General features: G+C 65.3%; 12 protein-coding genes and 2 pseudogenes. 2 read left to right on the forward strand and 12 right to left on the reverse strand.

Features of this window, described 5'->3' with window-relative positions; genetic code table 11:
- Positions 1-50: 50 nt before the first annotated feature.
- The 9 genes and pseudogenes from ACRHIG_RS29060 to ACRHIG_RS29100 form a co-directional block, all read right to left on the reverse strand.
- A complete protein-coding gene (locus tag ACRHIG_RS29060; RefSeq protein ID WP_489628754.1) occupies positions 51-1,391 on the reverse strand; it encodes a PepSY-associated TM helix domain-containing protein in 1,341 nt (446 codons plus the stop codon).
- 8 nt (positions 1,392-1,399) lie between these two features.
- Positions 1,400-3,514 (reverse strand): TonB-dependent receptor family protein, encoded by a 2,115-nt coding sequence (locus ACRHIG_RS29065; RefSeq protein WP_489628755.1) that lies wholly within the window; start codon positions 3,512-3,514, stop codon positions 1,400-1,402.
- Positions 3,515-3,591: 77 nt separating this feature from the next.
- Positions 3,592-3,999, reverse strand: coding sequence for a DUF2946 domain-containing protein (locus ACRHIG_RS29070; RefSeq protein WP_489628756.1), 408 nt, complete (start codon positions 3,997-3,999; stop codon positions 3,592-3,594).
- A gap of 47 nt (positions 4,000-4,046) precedes the next feature.
- A complete protein-coding gene (locus ACRHIG_RS29075) occupies positions 4,047-4,643 on the reverse strand; it encodes a PqiC family protein (RefSeq protein ID WP_489630891.1) in 597 nt (198 codons plus the stop codon).
- Positions 4,644-6,221, reverse strand: a pseudogene (locus ACRHIG_RS29080) (PqiB family protein); the annotation flags it as partial.
- 48 nt (positions 6,222-6,269) lie between these two features.
- Complete coding sequence (locus ACRHIG_RS29085) at positions 6,270-7,562, reverse strand: paraquat-inducible protein A (protein WP_489628757.1); 1,293 nt, start codon at positions 7,560-7,562, stop codon at positions 6,270-6,272.
- A 129-nt stretch (positions 7,563-7,691) separates the two neighbouring features.
- Positions 7,692-9,052 (reverse strand): annotated as a pseudogene (locus ACRHIG_RS29090) (amidase).
- Positions 9,053-9,115: 63 nt separating this feature from the next.
- Positions 9,116-10,348: a M20/M25/M40 family metallo-hydrolase gene (locus tag ACRHIG_RS29095; protein WP_489628758.1), complete on the reverse strand. Its 1,233-nt coding sequence runs from the start codon at positions 10,346-10,348 to the stop codon at positions 9,116-9,118.
- A complete protein-coding gene (locus tag ACRHIG_RS29100) occupies positions 10,345-11,577 on the reverse strand; it encodes a urate hydroxylase PuuD (protein ID WP_489628759.1) in 1,233 nt (410 codons plus the stop codon). Before ACRHIG_RS29100 ends, ACRHIG_RS29095 begins: the two co-directional genes overlap by 4 nt.
- Before the next feature lie 131 nt (positions 11,578-11,708).
- Between ACRHIG_RS29100 and ACRHIG_RS29105 the strand changes: the two genes are divergently transcribed.
- Both ACRHIG_RS29105 and ACRHIG_RS29110 read left to right on the forward strand, forming a co-directional pair.
- The gene (locus tag ACRHIG_RS29105; protein WP_489628760.1) at positions 11,709-12,647 is read left to right on the forward strand and encodes a LysR substrate-binding domain-containing protein; all 939 of its coding nucleotides are present in this window, start codon (positions 11,709-11,711) and stop codon (positions 12,645-12,647) included.
- 73 nt (positions 12,648-12,720) lie between these two features.
- Positions 12,721-14,481 carry an allantoate amidohydrolase gene (locus ACRHIG_RS29110; RefSeq protein ID WP_489628761.1) on the forward strand — a complete coding sequence of 587 codons (1,761 nt, stop codon included), beginning with the start codon at positions 12,721-12,723 and terminating at the stop codon, positions 14,479-14,481.
- A gap of 9 nt (positions 14,482-14,490) precedes the next feature.
- Here the strand turns inward: ACRHIG_RS29110 and ACRHIG_RS29115 are convergent, their stop codons facing one another.
- The 3 genes from ACRHIG_RS29115 to ACRHIG_RS29125 are packed head-to-tail and all read right to left on the reverse strand — an operon-like array spanning position 14,491 to position 18,634.
- Positions 14,491-15,726, reverse strand: coding sequence for a Zn-dependent hydrolase (locus ACRHIG_RS29115; RefSeq protein ID WP_489628762.1), 1,236 nt, complete (start codon positions 15,724-15,726; stop codon positions 14,491-14,493).
- 10 nt (positions 15,727-15,736) lie between these two features.
- The gene (gene hydA, locus ACRHIG_RS29120) at positions 15,737-17,128 is read right to left on the reverse strand and encodes a dihydropyrimidinase (RefSeq protein WP_489628763.1); all 1,392 of its coding nucleotides are present in this window, start codon (positions 17,126-17,128) and stop codon (positions 15,737-15,739) included.
- Positions 17,129-17,149: 21 nt separating this feature from the next.
- Entirely contained in the window at positions 17,150-18,634 is a 1,485-nt protein-coding gene (locus ACRHIG_RS29125) for an NCS1 family nucleobase:cation symporter-1 (RefSeq protein ID WP_489628764.1), read from the reverse strand.
- Positions 18,635-18,653: the final 19 nt, after the last annotated feature.

The raw sequence follows: 18,653 nt of genomic DNA on the forward strand, positions 1-18,653 counted from the left end.
CCAAGGCAAAGGGGCGGCCCTTGGCAACGAGCCTGGCCGCGCCCCTTATTTTAGCGCAGCCACATCCGGCCGACACGCGGCCCACATTTTGCCAGCCCCAGTTCCAGCAGCATCAGCATGCAGCCCGACACGAGCAGCAGCGGCATCAGCGCGCACATGCCGGCCGCTACCAGCCAGGCCAGCGTGGACGGCGAAGTCCAGGCGCCCGGCAGCAGCTTGGGCAAGCCCAGCGAGCCTGGCAGGCGCCGCTTGAAGAACATCACCCAGCCCGAGACCAGCGAAAACAGCACGCTGGCGCCGAACAGCAGCAGCAAGGCCTGGTTCCACCAGCCGAATTCGCCGCGGTGGAACGGGATGCCGATGGCCGTGGCCTTGCCGAACGCCGTCTGCGCTTCCCAGCCCGCGTAATACAGGGGCTTGCCGCTGTAGGCGTCGAATTGCAGGTCGAAGCGCAAGGTGGGCTGGCTGCGGTCGGCCATGGTGGCGCGCCACACATCGTCCTGGCTGGCCGGCGCCGTCAGCTGCACGGCGATGGCGGGCGCATGGCTGCGCGCCACTTGCCAGGCATCCTGCCAGTCGAGCGGAGCGCCCTCCTCGCGCGAATGCAGGCCACGCGGCACGGGCGGCGGCGCCTGGCCGCTGACGTCGCGCAGCGTGCGGATACGCCCGCCCGCCTGCTGGCTCCACGTCAAGCCCGTCGTCAGGATCACGACGCTGACGATGCCGAGCGCGACGCCGAGAAAAGCATGCCACTGGCGCCAGCCGTTGCGCCCCCGCGCGCCCCGCTTCGGCAAACCCGCTTGCGCGCCGCGCGGCCACCACAGCACCACGCCCGTCACCAGCATCACCATCAGCCAGCTGGCGGCCAGCTCGATCATCCAGCGCCAGCCATCGTTTTGCAGCAGGCGCGAATGCAGCTTCTTGGCCCAGTTGCCGAAACGTTCGCCGCTGGCCAGGCGGCCCAAGACGCGCGCATCGTAAGGGTTCACGTAGACGATGACGGCTTGCGCAGGCAGGCCGAATTTTGGCTTGACCGGCGCGGCATGTCCGCCATGGCCCGCATGTTCATCGGGCGCGCCGCCAGGCGGCGCGAACGCCACCTGCACCGCATCGTCCCGTTGAAACGGCGGCACCACTTGCTGCACCGTCCAGCCACGCGGGGCCGCCCGCTCCGCTGCCGCCACGGCGGCGTCCAGCGGCAGCATGGACGCCTGCGGCGCCACATGGTCGAGGTGCTGGTACAGCCTGGCCTCGATCTGCGGCGTGAAGATATAAAAAATGCCCGTCAAAGTCGCCACCAGCGCGAATGGCGAGGCGATCAGCGCGGCCCAGAAGTGGATGCGCCAGTACAGGCTCTTGCGCCGTGCGACAAGAAAAGTTGCGTCGTCCATGGCCATCCTCACAGTCCGCCATAGGTATAGGCGAGGCCCAGCATCACGCTGCGCGGCGCGCCGGGCGTGTACTGGTTCTGGCTGTTCGGCGCATAGCTGCCCGTGCCCGCATAGCTGCTGCTGGCCGAATCGGCATAGCGCTTATCGGCCACATTGCGTACCTGCGCCCACGCTTCCAGGCCGCGCGCGAGCTGATAGCTGGCACGCAGGTTCAGCAGCGCGTGGCCGCCATACTCCACCGTGTTGGCATTATTCATCCAGTAGCGGCCCTGATGCACGGCTTCGAGCGCGATACGCGCGCCCGTCACGGGCTTGTAGCCGATCTCGAACGAGGTGATGTCGCGCGGCGCCTGCGGCATGGCGCGGCCGCTGTAATCGAGGGTACTGGAGACCTGATAGCGCAGATAGCGGTGGCGCGCGATGGCCGTGGCGAAGCGCGCGTCGAAGGGGCCGCTGTCGTAGTTCAGGCCAAGCTCCAGCCCTTCGCTGCGCGTGCGGCCCGCATTGCGGTTTTCGCTGTTGCCCGGCGAGAGCGTGTAGCTGACGATGGTGTCGCGCCCGTCGAGCCGGTACAGGGCCGTGTCGAGTTTCAAGCGGCCCTGCAGGAAGGCCCAGCGCAGGCCCAGTTCATAGTTGTTGTAGACGGATGGCTGCAGGTCGGCGATGCCCGTCTTGCCATACAGCTGGCTCACTTCGGGCGGCGTGAAGCCCTGGCTGACGTTCGCATACGCGCTGCCCGCATGGCCGATGGCGTAGGTGGCGCCCAGCTTCGGGCTCGCATGCGAAAAACTGCGCGACTCGTCGGGCGCGCCGTAATTGACGCTGCCGCCCGGCGCCAGATTGTTGCGGTAATCGTAGCGGATGGCGTCCGAGCGTCCGCCCAGCACCACGCGCGTGCCCGCCAGCGGAGAAAATTCCCACTGCGCGAAGACGGCCGTGTTCAAAATGTCCGTCTGGTAGTCGCGCACGCCCTGCGGATTGCTGACATTGGCCAGCGTGTATCGCAGATAGCGGCCCGTGGCCGCATCGCGCACGATGGAGAGATTGTCGCTGACAAAGGGATTGTCGCTCCTGTCCACGTACACGCCGGCGACCAGGCGCGAACGCAGCCACGCGAATTCCTGCTGGTGTTTCACGTCCAGCCCCAGCGAATCGACATGGTTGTTGTTGATGACGCCCTTGCACAGCATGCCCGCGCAGCTGCCGATGGAATACGCGGGAAGCTGCCCATGGTCGTTCTTGCGTGTAAACACGGTGATGGTGCTCGTGCCATTGGCTGTCGTCGCGCCCTCCCATGCCAGGTTCATGCGCGTGGTCTTGTCCTTGCGGTAGGTGAAGGTATTGAGGCTCTTGCCGGGGGCATGGCGGTAATCGTCCTCGAACAGGCTGCCCGTCATGGCCGCATCGAGATCCGTGTGCACGAGGGTGGCGCGCAGCCGCGACGCGGGGCCGAGCGCATAGTCGGCGCGCAGCGAGAACGAATCCTTGTCGCCATAGCTGTACTCTTGCCAGTTGTCGCGCGAGCGGCGCGAGCTGTAATGGGAGAAACGCAGTCCCAGCGGCCCCCAGGTATCGCTGGCGGCCGTGTCGTAGCGGGTGAAGCCGCCCACGTTGTCGCGCCGCACGCCCACCTTGGCCGTCGGCGTCGCGCTGGCGCCGGCCGTGAGGAAATTCACGGCGCCGCCGACGGCATTGCTGCCGTACAGCGACGAGGCGGCGCCCTTCACCACTTCCACGCCGCTGGCGCCCGCCATGTTCATCTCGTTGAGCGAGTTGTGGTTGAAGACGCCCAGCGGGCGGATGGGTATGCCGTCTTCCAGGTACTGGTAGACGGCATTCGTGCCAATGGGCTGGCGGATGCTCATGCTGTGCTGCTCGTTGCCCAGGTCATTCCAGTACACGCCGGCGATGCGGTTGAGGATATCGCCCATGGTCCTGGGCTTGTCGCGTTCCAGGGTCTTGGCGTTGACGACGCCGATCGCCTGCGGCGTCTCGGACAGCCACGCTTGCGCGCGCGAGCCGGAAACGACGACCGTGTCGATGGCGTGGTCAAGTTGCTGCGCCTGCGCGCAGGGATAGGCCAGGGCGATGGCGACGGCCAGCACCAATAATGTCTTGTTCATGTGATTCTCGTTTAAGTGTGCGGATGCGGCGCGTCACACCGCAAGGTGGACAGCGCCAGCATTGAAAATGCAAAAACTTAAATGAGACCGGGCGGCGCGCGCGACTGCGCGGTGGACCAGATGAACAGCGGAGATGGGGACTGGTAGTACAGGGCCGGGAAGATGGCCGTGCCGCTGGCCACAAGCAGCGGCAGCACGGGGCTGGCCGGCGGCAAGCCGACGGAAGCCGCATGCGTGGAACAGAAGGCGCAATGCTCCATCTGCATGGCCTTGCCGCCGGATTTGCCATCGGCGGCGCCGTCATCGGCTGGATCAAGCTGCACAAAACGGATGCCGGCCACCGAGCAGATTTCCGCCCAGCCGGAGCCGGACTCCTGCTTGGCGCTGGCGACGGCCTGGGAAATCGACGGCGCGAGCGCCGCCAGCAGGATCGCGAAACAGGCGATCCAGGCGGCAAAGCGGCGCGTGAACAAGGTCATTCCCATGGCCGCATTTTACCAGCGGCCGCCGGGACTGGGTAGCGGAAAGCGGCTCAGGCGGCCGGGCAGGCGGCGCTGCCGTTGTCAAAAGCGCGCACGACGCTGGCCGCATCGGCGGCGATGCTGTTCACGGCGCGGCGGTGACCGAGCACCAGTTCATCATAGCCGGCGCCCACCTTTTCATTGGCGATCGTGCGGCAAGTGACCACCTTGCCGCTGGCCAGCTGGCGCACGCTCCACACGGCATCGATCAGCGCATACTGGCCCATCACGGACTCGAAACGCTGCACGTTGGTGCTGATGCGGTACACGGGCAGATTGTCCGGATGCGGCGTGCGGAACACGTCGATGGCGCCCAGGTCGTTCGTCACGGCCGTCGACAGCGCCTGGCCGATCTCGCCGGCCAGCGGCCCCGCCCAGCGCTGCTGCTCCAGCAATTCGATGCGCCCCGACGGCGCCGTCACGACGAACTGGTTGCGGCTCACCTGCTGCGGCACGCTGACGGCCAGCACCTCGACATAGTATTTCACGGTCTTGGCCGGCTGCGCGTCGGCGCCGCCGCTGAGCGTATAGAAATGCTCGGGCTGGGGCGTGGAGCAGGCGCCCAGCAGGCTGGCGGCCAGCAGCGCGGCAAACATCGGCTTCATCATTTTTTCATCTCCTTTTTTACCGCGGATCAGGGACTCGGGATGGCGTTCCAGGTAATCCGACAGGGCATTGAGCGATTGCAGGGTTTGCGTCAGCTGCTGCAAGGCCTGGCGCACGTCCGACTGCAGCGGCGAATCCTTCTGCAGCACCTGTTCGGCCGTGCCGAAGGTCTGCTTCGCCGCCGTCAGGGTGTCGCGCATTTCCGGCACCACCTGGCCATCGAGCTGCTTGAACAGCACATTGGCCTGCTTGATCGTGGCGTTGAGGTTATTGCCGATCTCCGCATACGGTACCTGATCGAGCTTGCGGGCGATGCTGGCGATCTGCGTCTGCAATTCATCGAGGGTGTTCGGCACGGTCGGCACTTCCAGCGGATACCTGTTCGAATCGAGCGCCACTTTCGGCGCTTTCGGGAAGAAGTCCAGCGCGATGTACAGCTGACTGGTCAGCAGGTTGCCCGTGCGTAGCTGGGCGCGCAAGCCGCGGCTGACCATGCGTTCGAGCAGCTGGTGGCCGGCCGAGCCTTCCTCATCGTCGACGGCCGCCTTGAAGCGCATGCCCAGGCGGGCCGGGTACAGATTGACGGTGACGGGCATGCGGAAGTTCTTCTTCACGGGGTCGAACTCGATGCCGACCGAGCGCACCTCGCCCAGCACGATGCCGCGGAAATCCACCGTGGCGCCGGGCTGCAAGCCGCGCAGGGACTGGTCGAAATAGAATACGGTGGTGATGGCCTCGCCATCGGGCTCGCGCATGGCGCTCGCCTCGTCGGCCGCCAGGCGGTAATTGGTGCCGGCCGGCGCCGGTTCGACGGGCTTGCGGCCGTTTTCCGCCTCGAAGGCGATGCCGCCCACCAGCATGGCGGCCAGCGATTGCGTATTCAATTTGAAGCCGTTGGAATCGAGGCGCACGTCGACGCCGCTGGCATGCCACCAGCGCGCATCCTTGCCGACGAACTGGTCGTACGGCGCATTCACGAAGACCGACATGGTGATGCCGTTGCCATCCTTGTCCAGCGCGAAGCTGACCACCTTGCCCACCCTCAGGCGGTGGAAGAACAGGGGCGAGCCCACGTCGACGGAGCCGAGGCTGTCCGCATGCAGCGTGTACAGCTTGCCCTTCTGGTCCCCTGCCACGGCGGGCGGACTCTCCATGCCGATGAAGTTCTCCTTCTTCTGTTCCGACTTGCCCGTGTCGACGCCGATGTAGGCGCCCGACAGCAAGGTGCCCAGGCCCGTCACGCCGCTGGCGCCGATCTGCGGCCGCACCACCCAGAAGCGCGAATCGGCGGTGGCGAAGCGGCGCGCTTCCTTGCTCATGTCGATCGTCACGAGGACCTTGCTCAAGTCGTCGCCCAGGGTGATGGCGCGCACCTGGCCGATGTCGACATCCTTGTACTTGACCTTGGTCTTGCCCGGCTCCAGGCCTTCGGCGCTCTTGAAGCTGACCGTCACCGTGGGTCCCTGGTCGAGGATGGACTTGGCGGCCAGGCCGGCGCCGATCAGCGCGGCCAGCAGCGGAATGAGCCACACCAGCGACGGCAGCCAGCGGCTGCCCTGTTCCACATCGGGTTCCGGCAACGGGGGACGCCCTGGCCGCCCTTTTCGGCAAGACCGCCCGCTTCTTTGTCAGACATGCTGTTCTCCAATCACTGTATTGTTTCCGGTATTTGCCACCACCACGGGTTCTTCCTCGCCAGGCACCTGCCCGTCGACGGGATCCCAGATCAGGCGCGGGTCGAACTGCATCGCCGCCAGCATGGTCAGCACCACCACGGCGCCAAAGGCCAGCGCGCCGGGACCGGCCGTGATCACGGCCAGCGACTTGAAGCGCACCAGCGCCACCGTCAGGGTGACGACAAAGATGTCGAGCATGGACCAGCGGCCGATGAATTCGACCATGCGGTACAAGATGGTGCGCTGGCGCGGCCGCCAGCGCGAACGCCGCTGCGCCGTGAACGCCAGCAGCGCCAGCACGCCCAGCTTGAGCATCGGCACGACCACGCTGGCGATGAAAATGATGATGGCCAGGCCCTTCGAGCCGCTGGTCCAGAACAGCACCACGCCGCTCATGATGGTGTCGTCCTGCGCGCCGAACAGCGATTGCGTGACCATCACGGGCAGCAGGTTGGCGGGAATGTAGAGGATCATGGCGGCGATCAGCAAGGCCCAGGTGCGGTTGATGCTGTCCGGTTTGCGCACGTGCAGGGCCGTGCCGCAGCGCACGCACGCCAGATGCCTGCCCTTGCCCAAGGGCGGCGCCACCAGGCCGCAGGCATGGCAGGGCACCACCTTTTCACCGGGCGCGAAGGCCTTGTAACGGATGCCGGGCAGCGCTTGCCGGGTCAGGTCGTCGCCCAGGTTCCACAGGGCCTTCGGGTCGAACGAGACGACGATGGCCAGCAGCACGGTGAGCGCGCCAAATGCGAACAGGCCAGGTTGCGGCAGCACCGTGGCCAGGCTGGTCATCTTGACGACGGTGATCAGGATGCCGATCATCAGCACCTCCGTCATGCCCCACTCGCGCGCCGTCTGCACGGCGCGCAGCACCCGGTTAAAGCCCGGCACCTTGACGCCGCCGCGCAAGCCCAGTGCCACATACAGCAGCGAACCGAGTTCGATGGCGGGAAAGAGGATGGTAAACAGGAAGACCATCGTGGCCACGATGTGCATCTGCTCGGACCACAGCACGCGGATGGAGCCGAGCAAGGTGGCGCTGGAAGTGAGGCCATTGACGTCGAGTTCGACGATGGGAAAAAACTGGGCGATCAGGAAGACAAAGGCGGCGCCCAGGGTGAGCGCCACCACCTTGCTCAATTCGGCCGATGCGCCGCGCGCGTGGGCGCCCCGGTACAGCACCGAGCGGCAACGGATGCAGCGCGCCTTTTCGCGGGGACGCAGCGGACGTTTGCGGTACAGCACGCCGCAGTCATGACAGCTAATCAGGTCGTATCGGTGCACAGTGTGAAGTTTGCCGGCGCGGGGAAGCGCGACTATCCCATGTCAATGCCAGCCATCATGACAGAATTGGCATCTTCCTGCACTACAGCACTATTCATTTGCACTCCTCCGTAGCAGCGCCTCCACGGCGCGGCCGATTTGCAGCACCGTATCGTCGGCGCCGGCCAGGCCGCAGATGCCCAGGCCCACGGGCAGCTCGCCGTCGGCATGGCAAGGCAGCGACAGCGCGCAGCCGTCGAGGAAGTTGATCACGCTGGCATTGCGCAGCACCAGGCCGTTCGTGGCAAAAAAGTGGCGTCGTCCGCTTCCAGCGGCGCGAGCTGCGGCGCCAGGATAGCCACGCTGGGCATCAGCCAGGCGTCGAACGGCGCCAGACGCTGCCCGGCGACGGCGATCAGGCGCGCACGCGCGTCGAGCAAGTCGATGTAGTCAAACGCGCCCTGCTGCTGGCCGCGGCGGATGCGCGCCGCCACGCGCTGGTCGTACTGCGCGCCCTTCTCTTCCAGTAACGCCCTGTGCCAGTGCCAGGCTTCCGCCGCCACCAGGCCACCGCCGCCATTGATCGTTGGCAGTTCCAGCAATTCGGGAAAATCGAACCGTTCCACCAGGGCGCCGGCTTGCCGCAGTTTGTCCAGCGCGGCATCGAACGCCCGCTGCACCTGCGGCGCCACGTGCGTACCGACATAGTCAAGGGTAAAGCCGAAGCGCAAGCCTTTCAGTGCCGGCGCCTGCGCGCGGATGTCTTGGCCCGACAGCGCTGCGTACAAAATGGCGCAGCAATCGACGCTGTGCGCGATGGGGCCGGCCGAATCGAGGGAGCGCGACAGGGGCACGGTGCCGGCCAGCGACACGGAAGCGGCCGTCGGCTTGAAGCCCGTCAGGCCGCAAAAGGCGGAGGGAATGCGGATCGAGCCGCCCGTATCCGTGCCCAGCGCGCCGGCCGCCATGTCCAGCGCCACCGTCAAGGCGCCGCCCGATGTCGAGCCGCCCGCCACGCGCGCGCCGTCGTGCGGATTGCGCGGCGTGCCATAGTGGGGATTCAAGCCCAGGCCGGAAAACGCGAATTCGCTCATGTTGGTGCGCCCCAGCAGGACGGCGCCGGCCGCGCGCAGGCGCGCCACGGCAAGCGCATCGGCCACGGCGGGCGGCGCGCCGGCCAGCGCCAGCGAGGCGGCGCTGCTGACCTGTCCCTTGACGTCGAACAGGTCCTTGATCGAAATGGGCACGCCGGCCAGGGGCGAGGCAATGATGCCGGCGGCGCGCGCCGCGTCGCTGGCGCGGGCTTCCATCAGCGCCTGCTCGCCATCAAGGCTGACATAGGCATGGCCGCCCTGCGCCCGGTGCGCCTCCGCGCGCGCCAGCATCTGCTCCGTCAGTGCCACGCTGGTGATGCGGCCGGCGGCCAGGTCAGCCGCCAGTTCCCTTATCGTCTTCTTGCCAGTCAAATCCATGCTGCCTCCCCGATTTCCCAGGCATGCATCTTACCGGATGCCAGCGGCATGGTCGCGGTCCAGTCAGGCGGCCAGGAAGTCGAGCAGGGTCAGGGCGACGATCTTGCTGGCCTTGCGCAAATCATCGAGCGCCAGGCGTTCGTCGGCCTTCTTCGCATTCGATTCGGGCACCGTGCGCGGGCCGGCGCCATACAGCACGGCGGGGATGCCCCGCTCGCCATACAGGCGCGCATCCGCATACAGAGGGGTGCCGACGGCGGGAATCGTTTCGCCAAGGATGGCTTGCGCATTCTTTTGCAGGCTGCCGACCAGCTGCCCGGAACCGGGCAAGGGCCGCAGCGCATGCGACAGCAGCAGGCGGCGGATCTCGATGCGGATGCCGGGCTCGCCCCGCACGGCGTCCTCGATCAGGGCGCGCACCTGCGCTTCCACCACCACCGGATCTTCCTCCGGAATCATGCGGCGGTCCATCTTCATGACGACCTTGCCCGGCACCACATTCGTGTTCGTGCCGCCGTCGATGCGGCCCACCAGCATGGTGGGCGAGTCGATGCCCGCCACTTTCGATTTGATCTTTTTCAGCTCCGGCAGCTGGCCATAGATGGCGTTGAGGATCTTGTTGGCCGCCTGCAGCGCATCGTGGCCCGTTTCCGGCATGGAGCCGTGGCCCGACTTGCCGTGCACGGTGATTTCCAGCTGCAGGCAGGCGTTGTGCGCCGTGACGATGCCGTAGCTGAAACCGGCCGCGATGACGAAATCGGGCTTCGTCAATTGCTGTTCCAGCAGCCAGCCCGGCCCCAGCAAGCCGCCGAATTCTTCGTCGTAGGTAAAATGCAGTTCCAGCTGCCCCTTCAATGGAATGCCCAGCGCTTCGAGCGCGCGCGCGGCAAACACATAGGTGGCGAAATCGCCTTTCGACACGGCCGTCGCGCGGCCGTAGATATAGCCGCCGTCGATCTGGCCGCCATATGGCGGATACGTCCAGTTGTCGCCGGGCGGCACCACGTCGCCATGCGCATTCAGGGCCACCGTCGGCCCGCCTGCCGCATACGGGCGGCGCACGATCAGGTTGGTGATGCTATGCATGCCGTAGGCTGCCACCTGATCGGCAGGCACGGCGTGCTTTTCGGCGTTCCAGCCATACGCCTGCAGCAGCTGCGCCACCAGCTCCGCATGCGGCGCGTTATTGCCGGGCGGCGTATCCGTCGGCTGCCGCACCACCTGCTGTAAAAAGGCGATCTCCTCGTCGAAGTGCTCGTCGATCCAGGCCGTGATTTTTTCCGCGTGCGTCGTCATTTTGCTCCTTGCATGGTCTGTTGCAGCCAGGCGCCCAATTCGCTGCGCTCGGCCTCCGTCATATTGGTCAGGTTCCCGATCGGCATGGCTTTGAGCTCGATGGCCTGCTTGTAGATTTGCGCCGCGTGCTGGCGAATCTCCGTTTCATTATCCAGCATCATGCCGGCCGGCGCCGTGGCGAAGCCCGGCTGCGTGGGCTGCGCCGAATGGCAGGTGGCGCAGCGCTGGGCGATGATGGCATGCACGCTCTTGAACTGCGCCGCCGGGTCCACCGCCGGCACGGCCGCCAGGGCCACGGGCGCCTTCGGCGCGATGGCCACGGCCACGCCCACCAGCAGGGCCACGCCGAGGGCAGGATAGCGCCACTCGACGCGGCCCTTGTGTCGCAGGTTGAAGAAGTGGCGGATGAAGACGCCGGCCGCCATGATCAGCGCCAGCACCAGCCACGCGTGGTCGTTGCGGTAAGTCATCGCGTAGTGGTTGCTGATCATGATGAACAGCACGGGTAACGTAAAATAATTGTTATGCACGCTGCGCTGCTTGGCCTTCATGCCATGTTTGGGATCGGGCAGCTTGCCGGCAGCCATGGCCTCGACCATCTTGCGCTGGCCGGGAATGATCAGCATCAGCACATTGGCCACCATGATGGTGCCGATCATGGCGCCCACGTGGATGTAGGCGGCGCGCCCGCTGAGCAAATGCGTGAGCACGTACGCGGCGCTGACGATCAGCGCGAACACCGTCACGCCGAACCACAGTTCATATTGCGCCAGCTTCGAGCGGCACAGCAGGTCGTACACGGTCCAGCCGATGACCAGGGTGGCGATGCCGATGCCGACGGCCTGGCCGCTGGAGATATCGGCCACGGTCTTGTCGATCATCATGGCCTGCGCATTGAAGTAATACGCGATGGTGAGCAGCGCAAAACCGGACAGCCAGGTGGAATACGCTTCCCACTTGAACCAGTGCAGCTCCTTCGGCAGTTCGGCCGGCGCCACCAGGTATTTTTGCGGGTTGTAGAAGCCGCCGCCATGCACGGCCCACAATTCTCCCGACACGCCCTTCTTCGCCAGCTCGGAGCCGGGTGCGGGCGGACGTATGGAATTGTCGAGCCAGACGAAATAAAAGGAAGCACCGATCCAGGCGATGCCCGTGATGACGTGCAGCCAGCGGACGATCAGGTTCAGCCACTCAAGGCCGTACGGAATCAGGTAGGCAAATACTTCCATAAATTTCCTCTAGTCAGACCGAACCCATATTCGTGCCAATCTACACAAGATAAACGGATTTACCGCCCATCACATGAAAAATATCGTATATTTGACATATTCAAATCGATATACAACAGAGGCGCCGCCACATGTCCAGCCTGCCGCAACACCTCGACCTGCACCTGATCCGCATCCTCTACCTGCTGCTGCTGGAAAAGAATGTCTCGCGCGTGGCGCTCAAGCTCAATCAGCCGCAGCCCTCGATCTCCGCCTCCCTGCGCAAGCTGCGCGAACTGACGGGCGACCCGCTGCTCGTGCGCGGCGCGCGCGGCATGGTGCCGACCCAGCATGGCGAAAGCCTGCTCAATCCGGCCAAGCGCATCCTCGACCAGACGGAAAGCCTGTTCGTCAAGAAGACGCCGTTCGTGGCGCAGGAAGAGGCGCGCACCTTCCATATCGCCGCGCCCGACTACCTGGACAGCCAGTTCCTGCCCAACGTGGTGGCCCTGCTGCGCCGCGGCTCGCCGAAAAGCCGCGTCGTGCTGCATAGCCTGGGGCCGGGCATCGACCATATCCGCCAGCTCTCCGACGGTGGCCTGGACCTGGTGATCGCCAACTGGGACGAGCCGCCCGCCCACCTGCACATCTCGAAGCTGTTCGAAGACCCCATCATCTGCGCCATGCATGCGGAAAACGCCTATGCGCGCCGCACCGCCAGCGACGCCATGACGCTCGACGATTATCTGAGCCTGCCCCACGTGGCGCCGTCGCAGATGATGCCCGGCTACCACGGCGTGATCGATTCCTTCCTCGAACGGCAAAACCTGCAGCGCAACGTGGTGGTGGAGTCGGCGTATTTCGGCCTGATCCCCTACATGCTGACGCAGACGGACCTGGTGCTCACCACGGGCCGGCAATTCATGCGCTTCTATGAAAAGACCCTGCCGCTGAAAACATATACCGTGCCTTTGAAATTCCCGCCCATGCGCTTTTACCAGCTGTGGCACCAGCGCGTGCACCAGGCGCCCGAACACAAATGGCTGCGCGACCAGGTCAGCGCGGCCGCCAAGGCGCTGGTGCAGCGATAGCCGCTATCAGCACGCGCATATAATGGAGGCAGGAACGGGGCGCTATCATCACCGCTTGCATGATCGGAAAACCATGACCACCCTTTCAGACCTGAACGCCGGCAGCCAGGCCGATTTTATCGCCCACCTGCACGGCATCTACGAACACTCGCCCTGGATCGCCCAGCGCGCGGCCGCCGCCCGGCCGTTTGCCAGCCTGACGGCACTCAAGACGGAGCTGCAGCGCGTGCTGGCGCAAGCCTCGCCAGAAGAACAACTGGGACTGATACGCGCCCACCCGGAACTGGCCGGCAAGGCCGCCATCGCCGGGCAGCTGACGGCGGAATCGACGCGCGAACAGGCCAAGTCCGGCCTGAACCTGTGCAGCCCTGAGGAATTCGCCACCCTGCAGCGGCTCAACAGCGAATACAACGCCAAGTTCGGCTTTCCCTTCATCCTGGCCGTCAAGGGCCCGACGGGCCAAGGCTTGACGCGCCAGGACATCATCGCCACGTTTGCGCGCCGCCTGAAGAACCGGCGCGCCGATGAACTGGCCGAATCGCTGCGGCAGATCAAGCGCATCGCCGAGCTGCGCCTGAACGACCTGTTCGACGTGCGCCTGGACTTCGGCCCCGCCATCATGCAGCAGGCGGAAACCCTGGCCGGCTGGAGCGACAGCGATTACAACCTGACCTGCGCCTACCTGACGCCGGCGCACCGCAAGACGGCCGCGCAGCTGGCCGACTGGATGCGGGACGCGGGCATGCAGGTGCACATCGACGCCGTCGGCAATGTCGTCGGGCGCTATCTGTCCGACGCGCCCGGCGCGAAGACCCTGATGACGGGATCGCACTACGACACGGTGCGCAACGGCGGCAAGTACGACGGCCGGCTGGGCATCGTGCTGCCGATCGCCGTCGTGCGCCATCTGCACGAACGGGGCGAAAAGCTGCCGTTTCATTTCGAGGTCGTCGGCTTCGCCGAAGAGGAAGGCGTGCGCTTCAAGAGCACGTTTTTGGGCAGCACGGCCGTCACGGGCAAGTTCGACGTGTCGCTGCTGGAGCAGTTGGATGCGGACGGCGTGAGCATGCGCGACGCGCTGGCCGCCGCCGGCCACGAGGCGAGCGCCATCGGCGCCATCGCGCGCGATCCGGCCAGCCTGCTCGGCTATGTGGAGGTGCACATCGAGCAGGGACCCGTGCTGCTCGAGCGCGACCTGCCGCTGGGGATCGTCACGGCGATCGCCGGCAGCTCGCGCTACCTGGTCAGCCTGGGCGGCGTGGCCAGCCACGCGGGCACCACGCCCATGACCATGCGCAAGGACGCGGCCAGCGCGGCCGCCGAAATCATCCTGCTGGTGGAACAGCGCTGCAGCCACGGCGAAGCGCTGGTGGGCACCGTGGGCCAGCTGCAGGTGCCCAACGGCTCCGTCAACGTGATCGCCGGCGCCTGCACCCTGTCGCTCGATATCCGCGCGGCCAGCGATAGCGTGCGCCAGGCTGCCGTCGACGATATTTTGGATGGCATCGCCGCCATCTGCGCGCGGCGCCAGATCGACTACCAGCTGGAACTGCTGTTGTCGGCGCGCGCGGCGCCATGCGCGCCATGGCTGATGGCACAGCTGGCGCAAGCCGTGGAATCCGTCGGCATCGCACCGTACGCGCTGCTGTCGGGCGCCGGCCACGACGCCATGGCCATGGCCGCCATCACCGACGTGGCCATGCTGTTTACCCGCTGCGGCAATGGCGGCATCAGCCACAACCCGCTGGAAACCATGACGGCCGACGACGCCGACATCGCGGCGCGCGCGCTGCTGGCGTTTTTGCGCCACTTCCAGCCCAAGCCGCAGGGATAGCGGTCGTGGCTACACGGCCACGGCCCGCTCCAGCATCGCATGCAGCAGCACGTTGCAGCCCGCTTCCAGGTGCTCGGGCCTGGCGTCTTCGATTTCATTGTGGCTGATGCCGTCCTTGCACGGCACGAAGATCATGCCGGCCGGCGCCAGCCGGGCCGCGTAGATGGCGTCGTGGCCGGCGCCGGACACCACGTCCATCACGGAGTAGCCGAGTTTGGCCGTGGCGTTGCGCACGGCGCCCACGCAGTCGGGGTGGAACGGACATGGCGGGTAGTAGGACACCCTTTCCAGTGAAATGCCCAAGCCTGTTTTTTCGCGCGTGGCATCGATGAAGGCCGTGATCTCGCCATGCATGGTGTTGAGCAGCTCGTCGTTCACGTTGCGCAGGTCGATGCTGAACTTGACCTCGCCGGGGATCACGTTGCGGCTGTTCGGAAAGACCTGCACCATGCCCACCGTGCCGCGCCCGTACGGCGGGTAGCGGTTGGCGATGGCAACGACTTCCTGCATGATGGTGGTGGCCACCTGCAGCGCATCCTTGCGCAAGCCCATGGGCGTGGGACCCGCATGCGCTTCCATGCCCGTCACCACGCAGTCGTACCAGGACAGCCCCATCACGGCCGGCACCACGCCGATAACCTTGTCCGCGTCTTCCAGCACGGGGCCCTGTTCGATATGCGTCTCAAAATAGGCGCCGATCGGATGGTCGCCCGGCACCTGCTCACCTTTGTATCCGATGCGCGCCAGCTCCTCGCCCACGGTCTTGCCTTCCGTGTCCTTGGCCGCATACGCTGTTTCGAGCGAAAAGGCGCCGCAAAACACGCCCGAGCCCATCATCACGGGCACGAAGCGCGAGCCTTCCTCGTTGGTCCAGAAGGCCACTTCGATCGGTGCCTGCGTCTTGATCTTCAGATCGTTCAGGGTGCGCACCACTTCCAGGCCCGCCAGCACGCCGTAATTGCCGTCGAACTTTCCGCCCGTGGGCTGGGTGTCGATATGGCTGCCCGTCATCACGGGCGGCAAGGTATTGTCCATGCCGTCGCGGCGCATGAAGACATTGCCGATCTGGTCGATCGTGATGCTCATGCCCGCCTCGCGGCCCCAGCGCACGACCAGGTCGCGGCCTTCTTTGTCGAGGTCCGTCAGGGCCAGGCGCTTGACGCCGCCCTTGGGCGTGGCGCCGATCCGCGCCAGTTCCATCAGGGCCGCCCACAGGCGCTCGCCATTGATACGCAATGCATCCATCGTCAACTCCTTATGCGGTGGTGGCGGCAAACGCGGGGCGTTCGATATAGCGCCCCGCTCCTTCGACGGCCATCAGTTCGCCCTGCTGGAACACCACCTTGCCGGCGGCAATCGTGGTGCGGGGGATGCCGCGCACGGTGCGCCCTTCGAAGACATTGAAGCCTCCCTTGGCGAACTGGGTGGCGGCGGAAATGGTGCGCGTGCCTTGCGGGTCCCACAGCACGATATCGGCATCGCTGCCTGCGGCGATGACGCCCTTGCGTGGATACATATTGAAGATCTGCGCCGCATTGGTCGATGACACCTTGACGAATTCGGACGGGGTGAGCATGCCCGAATTGACGCCAGCATCCCACACGACGGCCATGCGTTCCTCGACGCCGCCGCAGCCGTTCGGGATGCGCGTAAAGTCATTCTTGCCGGCCGCCTTCTGCTCGGCGCAGAAGGTGCAGTGATCGGTGGCCGTCGTGTGCAGGTTGCCGCTTTGCAGGCCGTGCCACAATGCCGATTGATGGTGCTTGCCGCGGAACGGCGGGCTCATGACGTGGCCCGCCACGTAGTCGAAATCATCGCTCTGGTAGACGCTGTCGTCGATCACCAGGTGGCCCGCCAGCGCTTCACCATACACGCGCTGGCCGTTGGCGCGCGCCCGCGTGATCGCGTCGAGCGACTCCGCGCACGAGACGTGCACGATGTACACGGGAGTATTGAGGACGTTGGCAATGGCGATGGCGCGGTTGGCCGCCTCCGCTTCCACGGCCGGTGGGCGCGACAGCGGATGCGCCTGCGGCCCCGTGATGCCTTTTTTGAGCAAGGCTTGCTGCAATTGGAAAACCAGCTCGCCATTCTCCGCGTGCACGGTGGGCAGCGCCCCCAGTTCCAAGGAGCGGGTAAAGCTTTTCACCAGCGTTTCATCGTCGGCCATGATGGCGTTTTTATAGGCCATGAAATGCTTGAAGCTGTTCACGCCATGCTCGCGCACGAGAGTGCCCATCTCTTCATGTACCTGCTCGCTCCACCAGGTGATCGCCACGTGGAAGGTATAGTCGCCGGCCGCCTTGGCCGACCACTCGCGCCACTGGTGATATGCCTCGATCAGCGACTGCTTCGGCGCGGGAATGACGAAGTCCATGATAGTGGTGGTGCCGCCCGCCAGGCCCGCCGCCGTGCCCGTGAAAAAATCGTCGGACGTCACCGTGCCCATGAAGGGCAAATTCATGTGCGTATGGGTGTCTATCCCGCCCGGCATCACGTACAGGCCGCCCGCGTCGATCACCGTGGCGCCGGCCGGCAGCGCCAGGTTCTCGCCGACGGCGGCGATGGTGTCGCCCTCGATCAGCACATCGGCGCGAAACGCGCGGTCGGCGTTGACGACGGTACCGCCACGTATCAGTGTAGTCATCTTGTCTCCTTCTCGAAAAGATCAGGACTGCGTCGCCTGCTGCACGCGCGCAGCTACCTTGCCCTTCATCATGACGCCGTAGACGACGGCGGCGATGGCCACGCCCACGAACCAGGCGTAGGTATAGATGGTTTTGAAGCCTTCGCCCACGCCGGGAAACGCCGTGGGAAAGGCCGCGTTCAGAAAGCCCGGGATATTCGGCAGCACGGCGATAATGAAGGCGATCAGCGCCGCCATGTTCCAGCCATTGCCATACGAGTAGACGCCGTCGTCGCGGTACAACTGCCTGACGTCGAGCTGCGTCTTGCGCACAAAATAATAGTCGACGATGAGGATGCCGGCGATGGGGCCCAGCAAGGCCGAGTAGCCGATCAGCCAAGTGAAGATATAGCCCTGTGTCGATTCGAGCACCTTCCACGGCATCATGACGATGGCGATGAAGGCCGTGATGTAGCCGCCCATCTTGTACGAAATCTGCTTCGGCGCCAGCGAGGAAAAGTCATACGCCGGCCCCACCAGGTTGGCCGCGAGGTTGACGCTGACCGTGTCGATCAGGAGGATGATCAGGGCGATCAGCACGGCGGCGCCCGTCATGCGGCTGGCCAGATCGACGGGGTCCCAGATGGCCTTGCCGTACATGACGACCGAACCGGCGGTAACGATCACGGCCAGCATGGCCAGCAAACCCATGGGCACGGGCAAGCCGACCGACTGCCCCACGATCTGGTCGCGCTGCGTCTTGGCGAAGCGCGTGAAGTCGGGGATGTTCAAGGCCAGGGTGGCCCAGAAACCCACCATGGCCGTCAACGATGGCCAGAAGACGCTCCAGAACTGGCCAGCCTTTTTACCGCCGGCGATGAATTGCGATGGCTGGTCCAGCAGGCTGGCCACGCCGCCGGCCTTGCTGTGCACCCAGTACAGCAGCACGAAGCAAATCAGGATTTTCAGCGGCGCCGTATAGGTTTCCAGTTTGCGGATCGATTCCATGCCATGCAGGATGTAATAGAACTGGATGGCCCAGAAGGCCAGGAAGCACAGCAGCTGGCTGCCGTTGATGCCCAGGCCCGCGATCTTTTCGCCGCCCAGTTCATGCCCCACCAGCACGCCCATCAGCGTGTAGATCATCTGTCCGCCGAACCAGGTCTGGATGCCGTACCAGCCGCAGGCGACGATGGCGCGCATCAGGGCCGGCAGGCGCGCGCCCATGGTGCCGAACGAGGCGCGCGCCAGCACGGCATACGGGATGCCGTACTTGGTGCCCGCATGGCCGATCAGCAGCATCGGCAAGAGCACGATGGCGTTGGCGAGAAATACCGTGAGCACGGCCTGGTAGCCGGACATGCCGCTGTCGATCAGGCTGGCCGACAGGGTGTAGGCGGGAATGCACATCACCATGCCCACCCACAGCGCGGCAAAGTGATACCAGCGCCAGGTGCGCTGCGCCGCCGTGGTGGGCGCCAGGTCTTCATTCCAGAGTTGCGTGTTGCCTGAATAGTCGTGGTTCACAGGGTTGCTCCATCGGTTG

This window comes from Janthinobacterium sp. C22 (assembly GCF_057919405.1).